Origin of the sequence: Accumulibacter sp. (assembly GCF_023806625.1) — a bacterium.
Lineage (GTDB): Bacteria > Pseudomonadota > Gammaproteobacteria > Burkholderiales > Rhodocyclaceae > Accumulibacter.
This window is the reverse complement of record NZ_JAMTDX010000011.1, coordinates 136,085-150,573: the sequence shown is the minus strand read 5'-3', so window position 1 is coordinate 150,573 and position 14,489 is coordinate 136,085. Positions and strand designations below refer to the sequence as shown.

General features: G+C 69.0%; 13 protein-coding genes. 5 read left to right on the top strand and 8 right to left on the bottom strand.

All coding sequences use genetic code 11. The features are described from left to right. Positions 1 to 10: 10 nt before the first annotated feature. From purU to NFW05_RS03395, 3 genes are all read right to left on the bottom strand, one after another. Complete coding sequence (gene purU, locus NFW05_RS03405; protein WP_295302813.1) at positions 11 to 883, bottom strand: formyltetrahydrofolate deformylase; 873 nt, start codon at positions 881 to 883, stop codon at positions 11 to 13. A 6-nt stretch (positions 884 to 889) separates the two neighbouring features. Beyond that, positions 890 to 1,510, bottom strand: coding sequence for a bifunctional phosphoserine phosphatase/homoserine phosphotransferase ThrH (gene thrH / locus NFW05_RS03400; RefSeq protein WP_295302811.1), 621 nt, complete (start codon positions 1,508 to 1,510; stop codon positions 890 to 892). A 91-nt stretch (positions 1,511 to 1,601) separates the two neighbouring features. Further along, the gene (locus tag NFW05_RS03395) at positions 1,602 to 2,357 is read right to left on the bottom strand and encodes a 2-phosphosulfolactate phosphatase (protein ID WP_295302809.1); all 756 of its coding nucleotides are present in this window, start codon (positions 2,355 to 2,357) and stop codon (positions 1,602 to 1,604) included. Positions 2,358 to 2,599: 242 nt separating this feature from the next. Between NFW05_RS03395 and NFW05_RS03390 the strand changes: the two genes are divergently transcribed. Continuing rightward, complete coding sequence (locus NFW05_RS03390) at positions 2,600 to 2,827, top strand: hypothetical protein (protein WP_295302807.1); 228 nt, start codon at positions 2,600 to 2,602, stop codon at positions 2,825 to 2,827. Positions 2,828 to 2,834: 7 nt separating this feature from the next. On the opposite strand, the gene NFW05_RS03385 is transcribed toward NFW05_RS03390, so the two are convergent. The 4 genes from NFW05_RS03385 to NFW05_RS03370 form a co-directional block, all read right to left on the bottom strand. After that, the gene (locus NFW05_RS03385; protein WP_295302805.1) at positions 2,835 to 4,250 is read right to left on the bottom strand and encodes an efflux transporter outer membrane subunit; all 1,416 of its coding nucleotides are present in this window, start codon (positions 4,248 to 4,250) and stop codon (positions 2,835 to 2,837) included. Next, positions 4,247 to 7,477: a multidrug efflux RND transporter permease subunit gene (locus NFW05_RS03380; protein ID WP_295302802.1), complete on the bottom strand. Its 3,231-nt coding sequence runs from the start codon at positions 7,475 to 7,477 to the stop codon at positions 4,247 to 4,249. Before NFW05_RS03380 ends, NFW05_RS03385 begins: the two co-directional genes overlap by 4 nt. Positions 7,478 to 7,491: 14 nt before the next feature. Continuing rightward, positions 7,492 to 8,679, bottom strand: a complete 1,188-nt coding sequence (locus NFW05_RS03375) for an efflux RND transporter periplasmic adaptor subunit (protein ID WP_295302799.1) — start codon at positions 8,677 to 8,679, stop codon at positions 7,492 to 7,494. A 666-nt stretch (positions 8,680 to 9,345) separates the two neighbouring features. Further along, on the bottom strand, positions 9,346 to 10,218 hold the full coding sequence (locus NFW05_RS03370; protein WP_311104692.1) for an RluA family pseudouridine synthase: 873 nt from the start codon (positions 10,216 to 10,218) through the stop codon (positions 9,346 to 9,348). On the opposite strand from NFW05_RS03370, the gene NFW05_RS03365 reads away from it, so the two are divergent. Together NFW05_RS03365 and NFW05_RS03360 are read left to right on the top strand one after the other, a co-directional pair. Continuing rightward, entirely contained in the window at positions 10,205 to 11,035 is an 831-nt protein-coding gene (locus NFW05_RS03365) for a crotonase/enoyl-CoA hydratase family protein (protein WP_295302797.1), read from the top strand. The two genes, NFW05_RS03370 and NFW05_RS03365, sit on opposite strands and share 14 nt — an antisense overlap. Positions 11,036 to 11,064: 29 nt before the next feature. Then, a complete protein-coding gene (locus NFW05_RS03360; protein WP_295302795.1) occupies positions 11,065 to 11,220 on the top strand; it encodes a hypothetical protein in 156 nt (51 codons plus the stop codon). A gap of 199 nt (positions 11,221 to 11,419) precedes the next feature. Here NFW05_RS03360 and folE read toward each other — a convergent pair whose 3' ends face one another. Then, complete coding sequence (folE, locus tag NFW05_RS03355; protein ID WP_295302794.1) at positions 11,420 to 12,064, bottom strand: GTP cyclohydrolase I FolE; 645 nt, start codon at positions 12,062 to 12,064, stop codon at positions 11,420 to 11,422. Positions 12,065 to 12,329: 265 nt separating this feature from the next. Between folE and NFW05_RS03350 the strand changes: the two genes are divergently transcribed. Both NFW05_RS03350 and rlmJ read left to right on the top strand, forming a co-directional pair. Further along, the gene (locus NFW05_RS03350) at positions 12,330 to 13,574 is read left to right on the top strand and encodes a nitronate monooxygenase (protein ID WP_295302793.1); all 1,245 of its coding nucleotides are present in this window, start codon (positions 12,330 to 12,332) and stop codon (positions 13,572 to 13,574) included. 48 nt (positions 13,575 to 13,622) lie between these two features. After that, positions 13,623 to 14,468: a 23S rRNA (adenine(2030)-N(6))-methyltransferase RlmJ gene (rlmJ, locus tag NFW05_RS03345; protein WP_295302791.1), complete on the top strand. Its 846-nt coding sequence runs from the start codon at positions 13,623 to 13,625 to the stop codon at positions 14,466 to 14,468. The last annotated feature ends 21 nt before the right edge of the window (positions 14,469 to 14,489 follow it).

The window sequence follows — 14,489 nt, the reverse complement described above, 5'->3', positions numbered from 1 at the left end:
CTGCCCCAACTCACCGGAAGATCACCGTCTTGTTGGCGTGCACCAACACGCGATCCTCGAGGTGGTAGCGCAGTCCGCGGGCGAGGACGGCCTTCTCGATGTCCTTGCCGTAGCGGACCATGTCATCGACCGAGTCGGAGTGATCGATGCGGATGACGTCCTGTTCGATGATCGGCCCCTGGTCGAGATCGGGGGTCACGTAATGACAGGTCGCGCCGATCAGCTTGACGCCGCGTTGGTACGCCTGGTGGTAGGGCCGCGCGCCGACGAAGCTCGGCAGGAACGAATGATGGATGTTGATGATCTGGCCGGGATAGCGCTCGCAGAAGTCCGACGGCAGAATCTGCATGTAGCGCGCGAGGACGATCGTGTCGCCCTTGACTTCCTCGAAGATGCGCGCGATCTCGGCGTTCGCCGCGTCACGGCTTTCGGGTCTCACCGGCACGTAATGGAAGGGAATCCCGTGCCATTCGACGAAGGAGCGGAAGGTGTCGTGATTGGCGATCACGCAGGGAATCTCGATGTCGAGCTCGCGCGCCTGCCAGCGGGCGAGCAGGTCGTAGAGGCAGTGCTCCTGCTTGCTGACCATGACCACCACGCGACGTTTGACCGACGAGTCGCTGATCTTCCAGTCCATCGACAACTCTTCGGCGAGTGGGCGGAAACGCTCGCGGAATTCGAAGAGGTGAAAAGGCAGCGAATCGGCCTTCACCTCCATGCGCATGAAATAGCGCCCACCCGAGTCGCCGTTGCCGTGGTCGGCGTGGTAGCTCGAGGCGAGGATCCAGCCGCCATTCCGGGCGATGAAACCCGAGACGCGGGCGATGATCCCCACCTGATCGGGACACGAGCCGGAGAGCGTGTAGAAGCGCCGCGCGTACATCGCCGTTCAGGCTCTGGCGGCGTGGGCCGAGAAGGCTCGGTCGATCTCGCTGCGCAGCTCGGCGTAAGAGCGAGTCACCGGATACTGCGGGAAGTCGCGAATCACCTTCTCGGGCGGACGAAAGAGGATTCCGGCGTGGGCCTCGCCGAGCATTGCCGTGTCGTTGTACGAATCGCCGGCGGCGACGACCGTGAAGCGCAGTTCCTTGAGTCGCCGCACGGCCTCGCGCTTCTGGTCGTGCATGCGCAGGCGGTAGCTGACCAGCCGGCCCTCGCTGTCGGCCTCGAGACTGTGGCAGAACAGCGTCGGCCAACCCAGCTGGCGCATCAGCGGATGGGCGAATTCGTAGAAGGTGTCCGAGAGGATGATCAGCTGATAGTCCTCGCGCAGTTCGTCGACGAACGCGCGAGCGCCGTCCATCGGGCCCATCGCGGCGATGACCCGCTGGATGTCGGGCAACCCGAGGCGGTGCTCGGCGAGGATCGCCAGACGGAGTTTCATCAGCTTGTCGTAATCGGGTTCGTCGCGGGTCGTCCGGCGAAGCTCGGGAATTCCCGTGCGCGTAGCGAACTCGATCCAGATCTCGGGAACCAGCACGCCTTCGAGGTCGAGACAGACGATGTGCACGGCGGACTCCGTGAGCAGACGGGTCAAGGGAAGGCGCGATTCTATCAAAAGCGGCGCGGGAGTCTGCGCCTCGGCGAAGAACGCCGGCGGGTCAGACGAGTGCCGGCGTGCTGCTCTCGGTCAGCCGGAGACCGTGGCGCAGTTCGCCGCCCGGGCGCGTGCGCTCGAGTTGCAGTCGCCCGTCGCTGTGCGTCACGAGCAGCGCGAAGTCGAAGCGGTCGGGCTGTGCGCAGAGCGCGAGATCGCTCGCCGGCAGGTTCGGGTTGTCGTCCGCCTGGAAGCGGCGACCGAAGTCGGAGTCGCGCACACGCGCGGCGTAGAGCTGTGGATCGGGATTCTCGCCCCGAAGCAGCGCCTCGATGTAGTCGGCGCAGGCGATGTCCTCGTCTCCGTCGCGGTCGACCCACTCGCCGGTGACCACCAGACACACCTCCTCGGGCTGACGCTCAAGCAGCGCACGTGCCGTCGCCCGCCCGAGGACCAGGCTCCCCGCGAAGAGCACGCGCGCCCCGCGGAAGCGCGTCAGGCCGCGGACCCCGGCGGCAGTCGTCTGGATCAGCGGGCGTCCGGCGAAGGACGCCCCGAGCAGGGCCGACGGCGAATTGCCGTAATCGAACCCGGGGATCGGATCGCCACCGCCGATTGCTCCGGTGGTCAGCGCGTCGGGAACGCGGCGTTGCAGACGGAACGCCCCGGCGATCGTCTCGACCGGATAGATCGTGCTCGCCCCGGCGGCGAAAGCGTACGCTGCGGTGGTGAACGAGCGCAGCACGTCGATGACCACGACGGCGTCGACGGGCTCGGATAGCGCGACGAGGCGGTTCAGGAAGAGACGGCGAATGCGCATGGCGGCTGAGGCTCCTCCAGGATGGACGGATCCTGCTCGAACTGGCCCAGTATCGGCGATCTTGGCCGACCGGTCAAACGACCGGTCTGGCCGCTGAGCAGGCGAAAGCCTTGTTGACTCGCTCGCCTGCTCGCTTACAATCGTCCGTCTGGGGCCGCTGCCCGGCGCGCGGCCCGGATCGGGCTGCATCGCCGGCCCGGGCGGCTGCGGTCGCCGGCGCAGGGCATTCGGAAAGGGAAAAGATGCGCGATTTTCTGGTCCTCCTCGGGCGTTGCGCGGGTCTTGGCGCCGTGCTGCTCTGCGTCTATGCGGGCGCGATGCGCCTCGCCGGCAATTTTTACGCCGGCTCGTTCCAGCTCGGGACTTTGCTGATCGCCTCGATCGCCGGTTTGCTGGTCGGCTGCTTCCTGCTGCTCTTCGCGCTGACGCTGCGCAGCGACTCGGGGCCACCCGGGCGACCGCGCGACTGATTGGCCGTCAGCGCGCCGCTGCGTCCGCCCGGTAATCCCAGCCGCCGCCCATCGCCCTGGCCAGGTCGACGAGCGCGAAGCGCACGTCGCGAGCGGCGAGGATCTGCAACGTCTGCGCCTGCAAGAGCTGGCGCTGCGCGTCGAGCACCTCGATGTAGCCCGAATAGCCCGCGCGGTAACGCAGGTCGGCGAGCTTGAGCGAGGCTTCGAGTCTGCCCGCGCGCTCGCCCTGTGCGACCAGCGCGTCGTGCATCGTCCGGTTGGCGACCAGCGCGTCGCGGGCCTCGCGAAACGCGGTCTGGACGGTCTGCACGTAGGCGACCAGCGCCGCTTCGCGGCGCGCCGTCTCGGCCTGGACGCTGGCCTCGATCGCCTTGAGACCGATCAGTGGCTGGAGCACCGCCCCGGCGATTCCCCAGGCCAGCGCCGGGCCGGTGAACAGGTCGGCGAGCGCCGCCGACTCGGAGCCATACGAAGCCGTCAGCGCCAGCGACGGGAAATACTGGGCGCGTGCCGCGTCGATGCGCAGGCTCGCCGCGGCGATCCGCGCTTCGGCTGCGCGGATGTCCGGACGCCGTTCGAGCAGGTCGGCGGGCAGCCCCGGAGGAACCTCGGGAACGCCGAGCAGCCGCGCTTCCTTGACGTGGCGCTCGATCTGCGGCGCGAACACCTCGCGCGGCGAGCGGCCGACGATCGCCGCGAGCGCGGTCTCGTAACTACCGACAGTGCGCTCGGCGAGCGCCAGGTTCGCGGCAACCGAAGCGCGCTCGGCCTCGGCCCGTTGCAGATCGTAGTCGCCGATGAGCCCGGCCCGGTAGAGCTTCGTCTGCAGCTCGACGGTCTCGTCGCGCGAGCGCAGCGTCGCGCGCAACAGATCGACTTCGGCGTCGCCAGCGAGCAGCCCGAAGTAGATCCGCGCGGTCTCGGCGGCGACCGCGGTGCGCACGCTGGCCCGCGCGTATTCGCTGGCCAGCAGTTCGTTGCGCGCAGCCTCGGCCCCCTGGCGGTAGCGTCCCCAGACGTCGACCTCGTAGGCAGCGCGCACGCCGACGCGGGCGTTGTCGTTCAGCGGGTTGAAACCGGCGGGCAGCGGCTGCGAACCGACCAGCGTCTGGCGCGTCCGGTTGACGTCGGCGGCAAGGTTGGCGCTCGGGTAGAGCGGTGACTGGGCGAGCAGCAGGTTGGCCCGGGCGAGGTCGACGCGGGCGATCGCCGCCTGCAGGTCGAGGTTGTGGGCGAGCGCCTCGTCGATCAGCGCGGTCAGCCCCGGATCGTCGAAGAGCAGCCACCAGCGCTCGAGATCGGGCGACGTTTCGGCCGTGGCCGGCGGCAGGTCGAGCGCCGGAGGCGCGGTCGGCGTCGCCTGGCAGCCGACGAGGGCGATCGCCACAGCTGCGACACAGGCGCACAGCCGCCGGCTCATCGCGGGCCTCCTTCGCCGGCTCCGCTCGCGCGCTCGGCCGCGTTCCCGGTGGGCGCCGCGCCGTGGGACAGGTGGCGGACCTCGTCGAGCAGTTCGTCGTGCGAGCGCCGCTCGACGATCTTCCGGTCGTAGAGCACCTTGAAGAACAGCGGCACGTGGAAGACGGCGAGCAGCGTCGCGGCGATCATCCCGCCCATCACGCCGGTGCCGACCGAATGGCGCGCGCCGGCCCCGGCGCCGGTCGACAGGGCCAGCGGCAGGACGCCGAAAATGAAGGCCAGCGAGGTCATCAGGATCGGCCTGAAGCGCAGCCGGGCTGCCTCGATCGCCGACGCCGAAGCGGACAACCCTTCGCCGTGCTTGAGCACCGCGTACTCGACGATCAGGATCGCGTTCTTCGCCGCCAGCCCGAGCAGCGTGACCAGGCCGATCTGGAAGTACACGTCGTTGGTCAGTGGCGCCGCGCCGAAGAACGGGCCGACGAGGTTCTTCGCCCAGATCGCGACGAGCGCGCCGAAGGTCCCGAACGGCAGCGCGAGGAGCACCGAGAACGGCAGCGTCAGCTTCTCGTAGAGCGCGGCGAGGATCAGGAAGACCATCACCACGGCGAGCGCGAGGGCGAAGGTCGACGCGCCGCTCGACTTCTTCTCCTGGTACGACGAGCCGCCCCAGTCGAAGCTGAAGTCGGGCGGCAGCACTTCGCGGGCGATCTGCTCGACGCGCGCGATGCCCTGTCCCGAGCTGATCCCCGGCGCCGTCTGGCCGATGATCTTGACCGCCGGCAGGTTGTTGAAGCGGTCGAGCGAATCGGGGCCCGACGAATGGCGAACGCGGACCAGCGAGGCCAGCGGCAGCATCTCGCCGTTCGCGGAGCGCACGTAGACCCCCTGGATGTCGTCGGGGCGCCTGCGGTAGCCGGCCTCGGCCGACATCAGCACCTGCCAGGTGCGCCCATACCTGTTGAAGTCATTGACGTAGTAGGTGCCGAGCGTCGCCGACAGCGCGGCGAAGACCTCGTCGATGGCCACTCCGGCCTTCTTCGCCTGTTCGCGGTCGACCTCGACGAACAGTTGGGGCACCGTCGCGCGCCAGAGCGTCTGCGCGCCGCCGAGCTGCGGGTCGCTGTTCGCCCGGGCGAGGAAGCCCTGCAGCACTTCCTGCAGGCGGCGGGGTCCGCCGTCGCCGCGGTTCTGGATGAACAGTTCGTAGCCGCCGGCGGTGCCGAGGCCGAAGATCGCCGGCGGATTGAAGGCCAGGACGAGTGCCTCGCGGATCCCGGCGGTCTTCATGAACAACTCGCCAACCAGCTGCTGCGCGGTGACCGCGCGCTCGTCCCAGGGCTTCTGGGTGACGAACATCGTCGCCGCATTGTTGCGGAAGCCGCCACCGACGAAGTCGAAGCCGGCGAACGAGACGACGTCCTGGTTGGCCGGATTGCTGCGCACCGCCGCCTCGACCTGTTCGACGACGCGGGTGGTCCGTTCGAGCGTCGCACCGTCGGGCAGGATCACCGCGCCGATGTAGAAGCCCTGATCCTCGTCGGGCACCAGGCTTCCCGGAGTCGCGCGCCAGAGCAGGCCGGTGACCACGACCATGCCGCAGAACAGCGTCAGGACCAGCACCGCGCGGCGGATCATCCACACGACGCCGTCGATGTAGCGGCCGGTCAGGCGCGCGAACCAGCCGTTGAACCAGACGAAGAAGCGCCCCGGCGGCCGGTGACCGTGCCGGAGCATGACCACGCAGAGCGCCGGCGAAAGGGTCAGCGCGACGATCCCCGAGAGGACGACCGAAATCGAGATGGTCACCGCGAACTGGCGGTAGAGTTCGCCGGTCAGCCCGCCGAGGAAGGCGATCGGCACGAAGACCGCGGTCAGCGTCAGGACGATCGCGACGATCGGCCCGGTCACCTCGGCCATCGCCTGGACCGCGGCGTCGCGCGGCGGCAGCCCTTCCTCGCGCATGATCCGCTCGACGTTTTCGAGGACGACGATCGCGTCGTCGACGACGATGCCGATCGCCAGGACCATGCCGAACAGCGTCAGCGTGTTGATCGAATAGCCGAGCAGGTGGATCCCGGCGAAGGTGCCGATCAGCGACACCGGAACCGCGGCGAAGGGGATCACCGCCGCGCGCCAGTTCTGCAGGAACAGGTAGACGACGAGGAAGACGAGCAGCATCGCCTCGCCGAGTGTCTTGAGCACTTCGCGGATCGACACGCGGACGAAGCGCGTCGTGTCGTAGGGCACCGAGTAGGTCAGCCCCTCGGGGAAGCTCTTCTGCAGTTCGTCGACGGTCGTGAGTACGCTGCGCGCGACCTCGAGCGCGTTGGCCCCCGGCGACAGGAAGATGCCGACGAGGGTCGCCGGGTGGCCGTTGTAACGCCCGTTGAACTCGTAGTCGCGCGAGCCGAGTTCGACTCGCGCGACGTCGGCGAGACGGACCATCGACCCGTCGGGACTCGCTCGGACGATGATCTCGCGAAACTGCGCCGGGTCGGCGAGCCGGCCGCGCGAGGTGATCGTATAGACCAGGTCCTGACCCTGTTCGATCGGCGCCTGGCCGACCTTGCCGGCGGCGAACTGTGCGTTCTGCTCGTTGATCGCGCGTACGACGTCGCCCGGGGTCAGCCTGAGTTGCGCGAGACGGTCGGGCTTGAGCCAGATGCGCATCGCGTAGTCCTTGGCGCCGAAGATCTGGACGCTGGTCGTTCCGGGCAGGCGCTTGAGCCGGTCGAGGACGTTCAGCGTCACGTAGTTCGAGGTGAACAGATCGTCGTAGCGGCCGTCGGGCGAGTAGAAGGCGAGCACCTGGAGGAACGACGACGACCCGGGTTCGACGGTCACGCCTTGCCGGCGTACCTCGAGCGGCAGTCGCGATTCGACCTGTTTGACGCGGTTGCTGACATTGACCGCGGCGATGTCGATGCTCGTGCCGATCTCGAAGGTCACCTGGATCTGCGTCAGCCCGTTCGACGACGAGTTCGACGACATGTAGATCATCCCGGGCAGGCCGTTGATCGCGTTCTCGAGCGGCGCGGCGACCGTCGATTCGAGCACCTCGGCCGACGCGCCGGGGTAAGTCGCCTGGACGGTGACCACCGGCGGCGCGATCTCGGGGTACTGCGCGACCGGCAGCGCACGCATCGCCGCGAGACCGGCGACGACGAGCACGACCGAGATGACCACCGCGAAGATTGGGCGGTCGATGAAGAAGCGCGAGAACATCGGCCGTCTCCCGCTCAGGGCTTCGCCGCGGCCGCCGGTGCGCTGACGCGAACCGGCGTGTTCGGCATCATGATTCGCGCCAGTCCGTCGACGATCACCCGGTCCCCGGCCTTGAGCCCGGACTCGATCAGCCAGACATTGACCCCGCCGCTCTGCGACCAGTCGCCGACGACGACCGGTCGTGCCTCGGCGATCTCCCGGCCTTCGCCGTCCTTGCCGACGACATAGACGAACTTGCCCTGCGGGCCTTCGAGCACGGCGACCTGCGGCACGGCCAGCGCAGCGCGGCGTTCGGCTCCGGCGAGCACGACGCGGACGAATTGGCCAGGCCTCAGCGCGAGGTCGGCGTTGGCGATCTCGGCGCGCATCTCGAAGGTCCCGGTCTGCGGATTGACCCGCGAATCGGCGAAGTTGATCCGCCCGCTGCGCGGAAAGGTCGACCCGTCGGACAAGCGGATGGCCACCTCGAAGGCGTTGTTGCGCGGCAGGCTCAGCCGGCCTTCGGCCATCGCCCGGTTGAGCGTGAGCTGCTCGTTGTCCGAGACACTGAACAGCACCCAGATCGGGTCGACCTGCGAGACGGTGGTGAGCAGCGTCGTGTTGGCGTTGACCAGGCTGCCTTCCGACTGCTGCGCACGGCTCGACAGGCCGTCGATCGGCGAGACGACGCGCGTGTAGGAAAGGTTCAGCCGCGCCTCGGCGAGCCTTGCCTGCGCCGCCTTGACCGCGGCAGCGGCGAGTTCGGCGGCGGACGCCGCGTCGTCGGCTTCCTTCTGGCCGATCGCCCTGCTCTCGGCGAGCGGCTTGAGGCGCGCCGACTCGCGGTCGGCCTGGGTCTTCTGCGCGCGTGCGCGGGCGACGTCGGCTTCGGCAGCGGCGACCTGCGTCTCGAAGGGCTTCGCGTCGATCAGGAACAGCGGCTGCCCTGCGCGCACCGGAGCACCCTCCTGGTAGAGTCGCTTCTCGACGATTCCGGTGACCCGCGCGCGGACCTCGGCGTCCTTCGATCCGGCCGTCTGTCCGACGTACTCGAAGCTCACCGGATAGGCCGCGGGCTCGACGGTCTGTACGGTCACCTCCGGAGCCGGAAACCCGGCCATCCCGCCGGGCGGCTGCTGCGGGCCGCAGGCGGCGACGGCGAACAACGCCGTGGTGAGCAACAGACGCGAGCGGACGGAGACGGCGGGGAAAGCGGCAGGCATCGAACTTCCTTGCTTAGGCGCGTCGTGCGGCATTGCAGCAGGCGCAGAAGGGCCGGATTCTACGGCGATTGGCCGGCAATGCAACCGGACGGTCGCCGATCGATCGAGTCGACGGCCAACGACCAGCCCATTCGCGGGGCGGCGGCGCCGGCGCGCGATTGCCGGCCGGTCGCCGAGACGCCGCCGCTCTTCCTGCTGCTCACAGGAGTCTGGGTGGCGAGTCCGTCGGCGCTGCGTGCACCGCCGTACATGCTGCTCTCGCGTTACGCGGTCCGGGCGGCGATGCCTCGGCTGGCGGGAATCCAGCTGCTCGGCCTCGCCGCCGCGTCGGCGCTCGTACCCGTCGACGCGCGGTACGGCAGCGAAGGGGATGTGGCGCCAAGCCGCAGATCGCGAAGCACGTGCTCCAGCAGGCGGCGGCGGGCGAGATCCACAGCGGGTGCCGGGTCGGGTCGTCTGTGGCGCGACGACGCAGACCATCCGCGCGGCGCTCATCATCAGCCAGAGCATGCTGCGCTCAAGGCGATCGAAGGCCACCGGGCCGCCGATGGGCAGCGGACCGTGGTTGCCGCGGACCCTGACCCGGTTCTCCTGGTCGCGGTGAGCACGACACCTGCCGACCACCGCCCATCACCCTTGCAGCTCACCGGGAAGAGCGGGCGGCAATCAGAAGGGCGGCGGCGAGTCGAGGGCGATCGTCTCCCCGCTGTACGGATGGACGAAGCTGAGCCACTCGGCGTGGAGCAGCAAGCGCCCGTTGCCGCTCACGATCTCGTCCGCACCATAGAGCGCGTCACCGAGGATCGGGTGGCCGATCGCCGCGAGATGGACGCGCAGTTGGTGCGTCCGCCCGGTCTCGGGGAAGAGCACGACGCGCGTGCGATCGGTCGCCGGGTCGTGGTCGAGGGCCGCGTAGCGGGTCAGCGCCGGCCGGCCGGCGAGGTCGACCTTCTGCCGCGGCCGGTTCGGCCAGTCGGCGGCGAGCGGTAGCTCGATCAGCCCGGCGGCGGGAATCCGCCCGGCGACGATCGCCACGTAGCCCTTGTGCACGCGTCTTTCGGCGAAAGCCTGGCCGAGGCGGCGCTGGCTTTCGCCGTCGCGGGCGAAGACGAGCAGCCCCGAGGTGGCCATGTCGAGGCGATGGACGACGCGTGCTTCGGGGTAGTCGGTCCGGACCCGGCTCGCCAGGCAGTCGTGCCGCGCTTCGCCGCGGCCGGGGACGGCGAGCAGGCCGGCCGGCTTGTCAACGACGAGTAGCGCCGCGTCGCGATGGACGACGCGCAGCCCGTGGTCGGGCGGCGGCCGGTAGGGCAGTTCGGGCACGGCTGAGCGCAGCGTCGTCGGCACGGTCGGCTGGCGGGGGTCGGCAATGCGGCATTGTCGCGCGAAGCGCCGGTCTACGCAGCGGCTGCCGTGCTCGCCGCGCGAAGTGGGCGGCGGATCGGGTACACTCAGCGGATGATCCGGAAGACCGCGCCCGCCTGGAGCGCACAGCCGGGAGACTGTCCGCTCGAGGAGAAAAGCCGTGACTACCGCCATCCCGCATCTGACGACTCTGCGCCTCGAACTCGGCGAGCCGGGAATTGCCGAACTGCGCCTCGATCGACCCGAACGCTCGAACGCGATCGACGAGGCGATGTGGCAGGAACTGCGCGAGGCTTTCGCGTGGGCCGACGAGGCGCCGGCGGTGCGCGTGGTGATCCTCGCCGGTTCGGGCCGAAACTTCTGCGCCGGGATCGATTTGGCGATGCTCGCCGGCGTCGGCCGGCTGGTCGCGCACGCCGACGCGGCGCGCAGCCGAGAGGCGCTGCGCCGGCTGATCCTCGACCTGCAGGACTGCCTGTCGGGCATCGAACGGTGCCGCAAGCCGGTGCTCGCGGCGATCCACGGCGCGTGCATCGGTGGGGCGATCGATCTGGTCACCTGCTGCGACATGCGCTACGCGGCGGCCAGCGCGCAGTTCTCGGTGCGCGAGATCGACGTCGGGATGACCGCCGACGTCGGCACGCTGCAGCGCCTGCCGCGACTCGTTCCCGAGGGGATCGCCCGCGAACTGGCGTTCACGGGGCGTAGCGTCGACGGCGAAGAGGCGCGCCGGATCGGATTGGTGAACCGCGTCTTCGCCAGCGAGGAACTGCTTCTTGCCGGCGTCCGCGAGATCGCCCGGACGATCGCTGGCAAGTCGCCGCTGGCCGTCCGCGGGACCAAGGAGATGCTCAACTACTCGCGTGACCACCCGGTCGCCGACGGGCTCAACTACGTCGCCACCTGGAACGCGGCGATGCTCCTCTCGGCCGACCTGGACGAGGCGATCAGCGCGCTGCGCGAGAAGCGGCCGCCGCGATTCGGGGATTGAGCCCGGAGGATTCCGACCGACGGATTCCGTTGCCACCTGCGACCCGCTCGCCGCGGATGAGCACCTTCTTCGACCCCCCCGCGCTGGCCGCGCTGCGGGTCGTCGTCTTTGCCGGCCATCTTCTGGCGAGCGGCGTCTCGGCGTTGCCGCCGGTCGATGCACAGCTGCTCAGAGGTTGTGAATGAATCTGCTGCACGACCGATCTGCGGTCTTGCTCGCCCGCTCACCCAGCGGCCGGCTTTGCACAGCCGGCCGGCTACGGCAGCGCGCGGCATGCCGCGCGAAACCCCGCCTTCGCTCTCGCCTGTCCATCTGATAGGTCTCGTCGCTCTCTCGCTCGCGCCGGGCATCTCGGCCTGCTCGCGACGATCTCTTCACAACCTCTCAGTCGCCGCGCCGGAAGCCGGCGATCGCGCGCAGGAATTCGCTGCGCAGCGCGTCGGAAGTCGCGAAGTCGCCGGCGAACGACTCGGTGATCACGCGTTCGTCGCCACGCCGGTCTTCGCCGAGCAGGAGGCAGAGCTGTTCGGCCTCGACGACGCAGGCCGCCCCGCGCGCCTTGCCGTGCTCGATCAACGCTTCAGCGATGTCGCGGGTCATCCACTCCTGATAGGTGAAGCGGTGGCCGAGCGCGTCGACCATCCGGGCGATTCGCCCGAAGCCGTGCAGCCGCCCGCCGGGCAGATAGGCGACGTGGGCGACGCCACGGAACGGAACCAGGTGGTGCGGGCAGACCCCGTGGACGGCGATGCCGCGAACGATGACCAGGTCGCTGCGTGGGTCGGCGAAGCCGTCGCCGAGCGCGGTCGCCGGGTCGAGGTCGTAGCCGCCGAGCAGGCGGCGCTGCCAGAGTTCGCGGACGCGTTGCGGCGTCCGCCCCATGTGCGCGGCTTCGGGAGCGATGCCACAGGCGGCGAGAAGATCACCGATCGCGCGTTCGAAGGCCGGCGCGTCGAACGGTCGCTGGCGGGGAATGCCGATGCCGACGGTACGACGGCCGGGAATCTCGGGGGCAGGGTGGGCGGACATGGCGGGCACGCGGAGGCAGATCGAAGGGCTTCCATGATACGCCGCGGTCGATGAAACCCGGGCGGATTCCGCGGGTCCACGTCATCGGCCGCGCGCTTCGTCCGGCCGGTCTCCGGACAACGACGGCGCTTCGCCGGCCAGCGCTGATTTAGCGCGAAGCGGCCAGCCATCGCGGTGCGCGATCGGTGATAATGTCAGGCTTGAACGGCGCTGATGTCCCGGCCAGAAGATCGGGCCGACGATCGTCAGCCGGGGAAGGACACGGATGAAGCGGGTTGATGATTTTCGTCTGCGGTTGGGTAGCAGGGAGCTGGTGCCGATCGTCATCGGCGGCATGGGCGTCGATATCTCGACGGCCGAGCTGGCGCTCGAGGCGGCGAGGCTCGGCGGCATCGGCCACATCTCCGATGCGATGGTCAATACCGTGGCCGACCGCCGCTTCAACGCCAAGTTCGTCAAGGACAAGCTCAGGCAGTACAAATTCAACGTTGCCAATCCCGACAAGTCGATCGTCCGTTTCGACCTCGGGCAGCTCGCCGAGGCGACGCAGATGCACATCGGCCGGACGATGGAGGCCAAGCGCGGCGAAGGGCTGATCTTCGTCAACTGCATGGAGAAACTGACGATGAACGCGCCGCGCGAGACGCTGCGCGTGCGCATGGCCGCCGCGCTCGACGCGGGAATCGACGGGATCACGCTGGCCGCCGGGCTGCACCTCGGGTCGTTCGCGCTGATCGAGGATCACCCGCGCTTCCGCGATGCCAAGCTCGGAATCATCGTCTCTTCGCTGCGCGCGCTGCAGTTGTTCCTGCGCAAGACGGCGCGCTGCAACCGGCTGCCCGACTACGTGATCGTCGAGGGGCCGCTGGCCGGCGGGCACCTCGGTTTCGGGATGGACTGGAAGGACTACGACCTGGCGACGATCTTCGCCGAGATCCACCGCCATCTGCAGGCCGAGGGACTGAACATCCCGCTGATCCCGGCGGGCGGGATCTTCACCGGCGGCGACGCGGCGCGCCTGCTCGAGCTAGGCGCGGCGGCGGTGCAGGTGGCGACGCGGTTCACCGTTTCGCGCGAGTGCGGTCTGCCCGAGGACGTCAAGCAGCGCTACTTCGAGGCGACCGAGGAGCAGATCGAGGTCAACCAGATCTCGCCGACCGGCTACCCGATGCGCATGCTCAGCAGCAGTCCGGCGATCGGCGACGGCATCCGGCCAAACTGCGAGGCCTACGGCTACCTGCTCGACAGCAGCGGCAACTGCTCGTACATCACCGCCTACAACCGCGAGGTGGCTGCCAATCCTGGAGTCAGAAAGATCTCGGTCAGGGACAAGACCTGCCTGTGCACGCAGATGCGCAACTTCGACTGCTGGACCTGCGGCCACTATGCCTACCGCCTCAAGGAGACTTCCCGGAAACTCCCTGACGGCACCTATCAGCTGCTCAGCGCCGAACACATCTTCCGCGACTATCAGTTCAGCAGCGACGAGCGGATCGCGCTGCCGGAGTGAGCACAGGCCCGGCGGGCCGGACCGCCGGATCTCAGCGATCGGGGAACGATGCTCAGCTACCGTCACGCTTTCCACGCCGGCAATCACGCCGACGTGCTCAAGCACCTCGTGCTCGTCGAGCTTTGCCGATACCTGGGCGTCAAGGACAAACCCTTCTGGTACATCGACACGCATGCCGGCGCGGGCCGCTACGCGCTCGATTCGCCACAGGCGGCGCGGCTCGGCGAGTACCGGCAGGGAATCGGACGACTCTGGGAGTGTGCCGATCTGCCGCGACCGCTGGCCGACTATGTCGATCTGGTCAGACGGATCAATCCTTCCGGGCGGCTGCAGGCCTATCCCGGGTCGCCGCTGCTCGCGCTGTGGACGACGCGCGTGCAGGACCGGCTCTGGCTCTACGAGCGGCACAGCCGCGAAGTGCTCCGCCTGCGCGAGACCTTCGCCGGCGAGAGCCGGCGGGTGAGCGTCGATGAGGGCGACGGCTTCGCCTCGCTCAAGGGCTTGCTGCCACCGGCGCCGCGTCGCGCTCTGGTGCTGATCGATCCGGCGTACGAGGAGAAGGGCGACTATGGGCGCGTCGTCCAGGTACTGAGGAGCGCCGTGCAGCGCTTTCCCGGCGGGACTTACCTGGTCTGGTATCCGCAGCTCGTCCGGCGCGAGGCGTGCGAGCTGCCGCAGCGCCTGAAGAGGCTGCCGGTCCCGGCGTGGATCGAGGTGACGCTGCGCGTGCGGGAGCCGGCAGCCGACGGCTTGGGCATGCACGGCAGTGGCGTTTGGGTGGTCAACCCGCCGTGGACGCTGCACGCGAGCCTGCAGCAGGCGATGCCCCGCCTCGTCGAACTGCTCGGCGTCGACGGCCGGGCGGGGTTCACGCTCGACGGGCGTGAGCAGTGAAGCAGCTTGACCCGAGAGGTT

What these genes read in the sequence shown, in the direction of transcription:
- purU (WP_295302813.1), bottom strand. Translation starts at nt 883, where the DNA reads ATGTACGCGCGGCGCTTCTACACGCTCTCCGGCTCGTGTCCCGATCAG.
- NFW05_RS03395 (WP_295302809.1), bottom strand. Translation starts at nt 2,357, where the DNA reads ATGCGCATTCGCCGTCTCTTCCTGAACCGCCTCGTCGCGCTATCCGAG.
- NFW05_RS03390 (WP_295302807.1), top strand. Translation starts at nt 2,600, where the DNA reads ATGCGCGATTTTCTGGTCCTCCTCGGGCGTTGCGCGGGTCTTGGCGCC.
- NFW05_RS03385 (WP_295302805.1), bottom strand. Translation starts at nt 4,250, where the DNA reads ATGAGCCGGCGGCTGTGCGCCTGTGTCGCAGCTGTGGCGATCGCCCTC.
- NFW05_RS03380 (WP_295302802.1), bottom strand. Translation starts at nt 7,477, where the DNA reads ATGTTCTCGCGCTTCTTCATCGACCGCCCAATCTTCGCGGTGGTCATC.
- NFW05_RS03375 (WP_295302799.1), bottom strand. Translation starts at nt 8,679, where the DNA reads ATGCCTGCCGCTTTCCCCGCCGTCTCCGTCCGCTCGCGTCTGTTGCTC.
- NFW05_RS03370 (WP_311104692.1), bottom strand. Translation starts at nt 10,218, where the DNA reads ATGGCGGTAGTCACGGCTTTTCTCCTCGAGCGGACAGTCTCCCGGCTG.
- folE (WP_295302794.1), bottom strand. Translation starts at nt 12,064, where the DNA reads ATGTCCGCCCACCCTGCCCCCGAGATTCCCGGCCGTCGTACCGTCGGC.
- NFW05_RS03350 (WP_295302793.1), top strand. Translation starts at nt 12,330, where the DNA reads ATGAAGCGGGTTGATGATTTTCGTCTGCGGTTGGGTAGCAGGGAGCTG.
- rlmJ (WP_295302791.1), top strand. Translation starts at nt 13,623, where the DNA reads ATGCTCAGCTACCGTCACGCTTTCCACGCCGGCAATCACGCCGACGTG.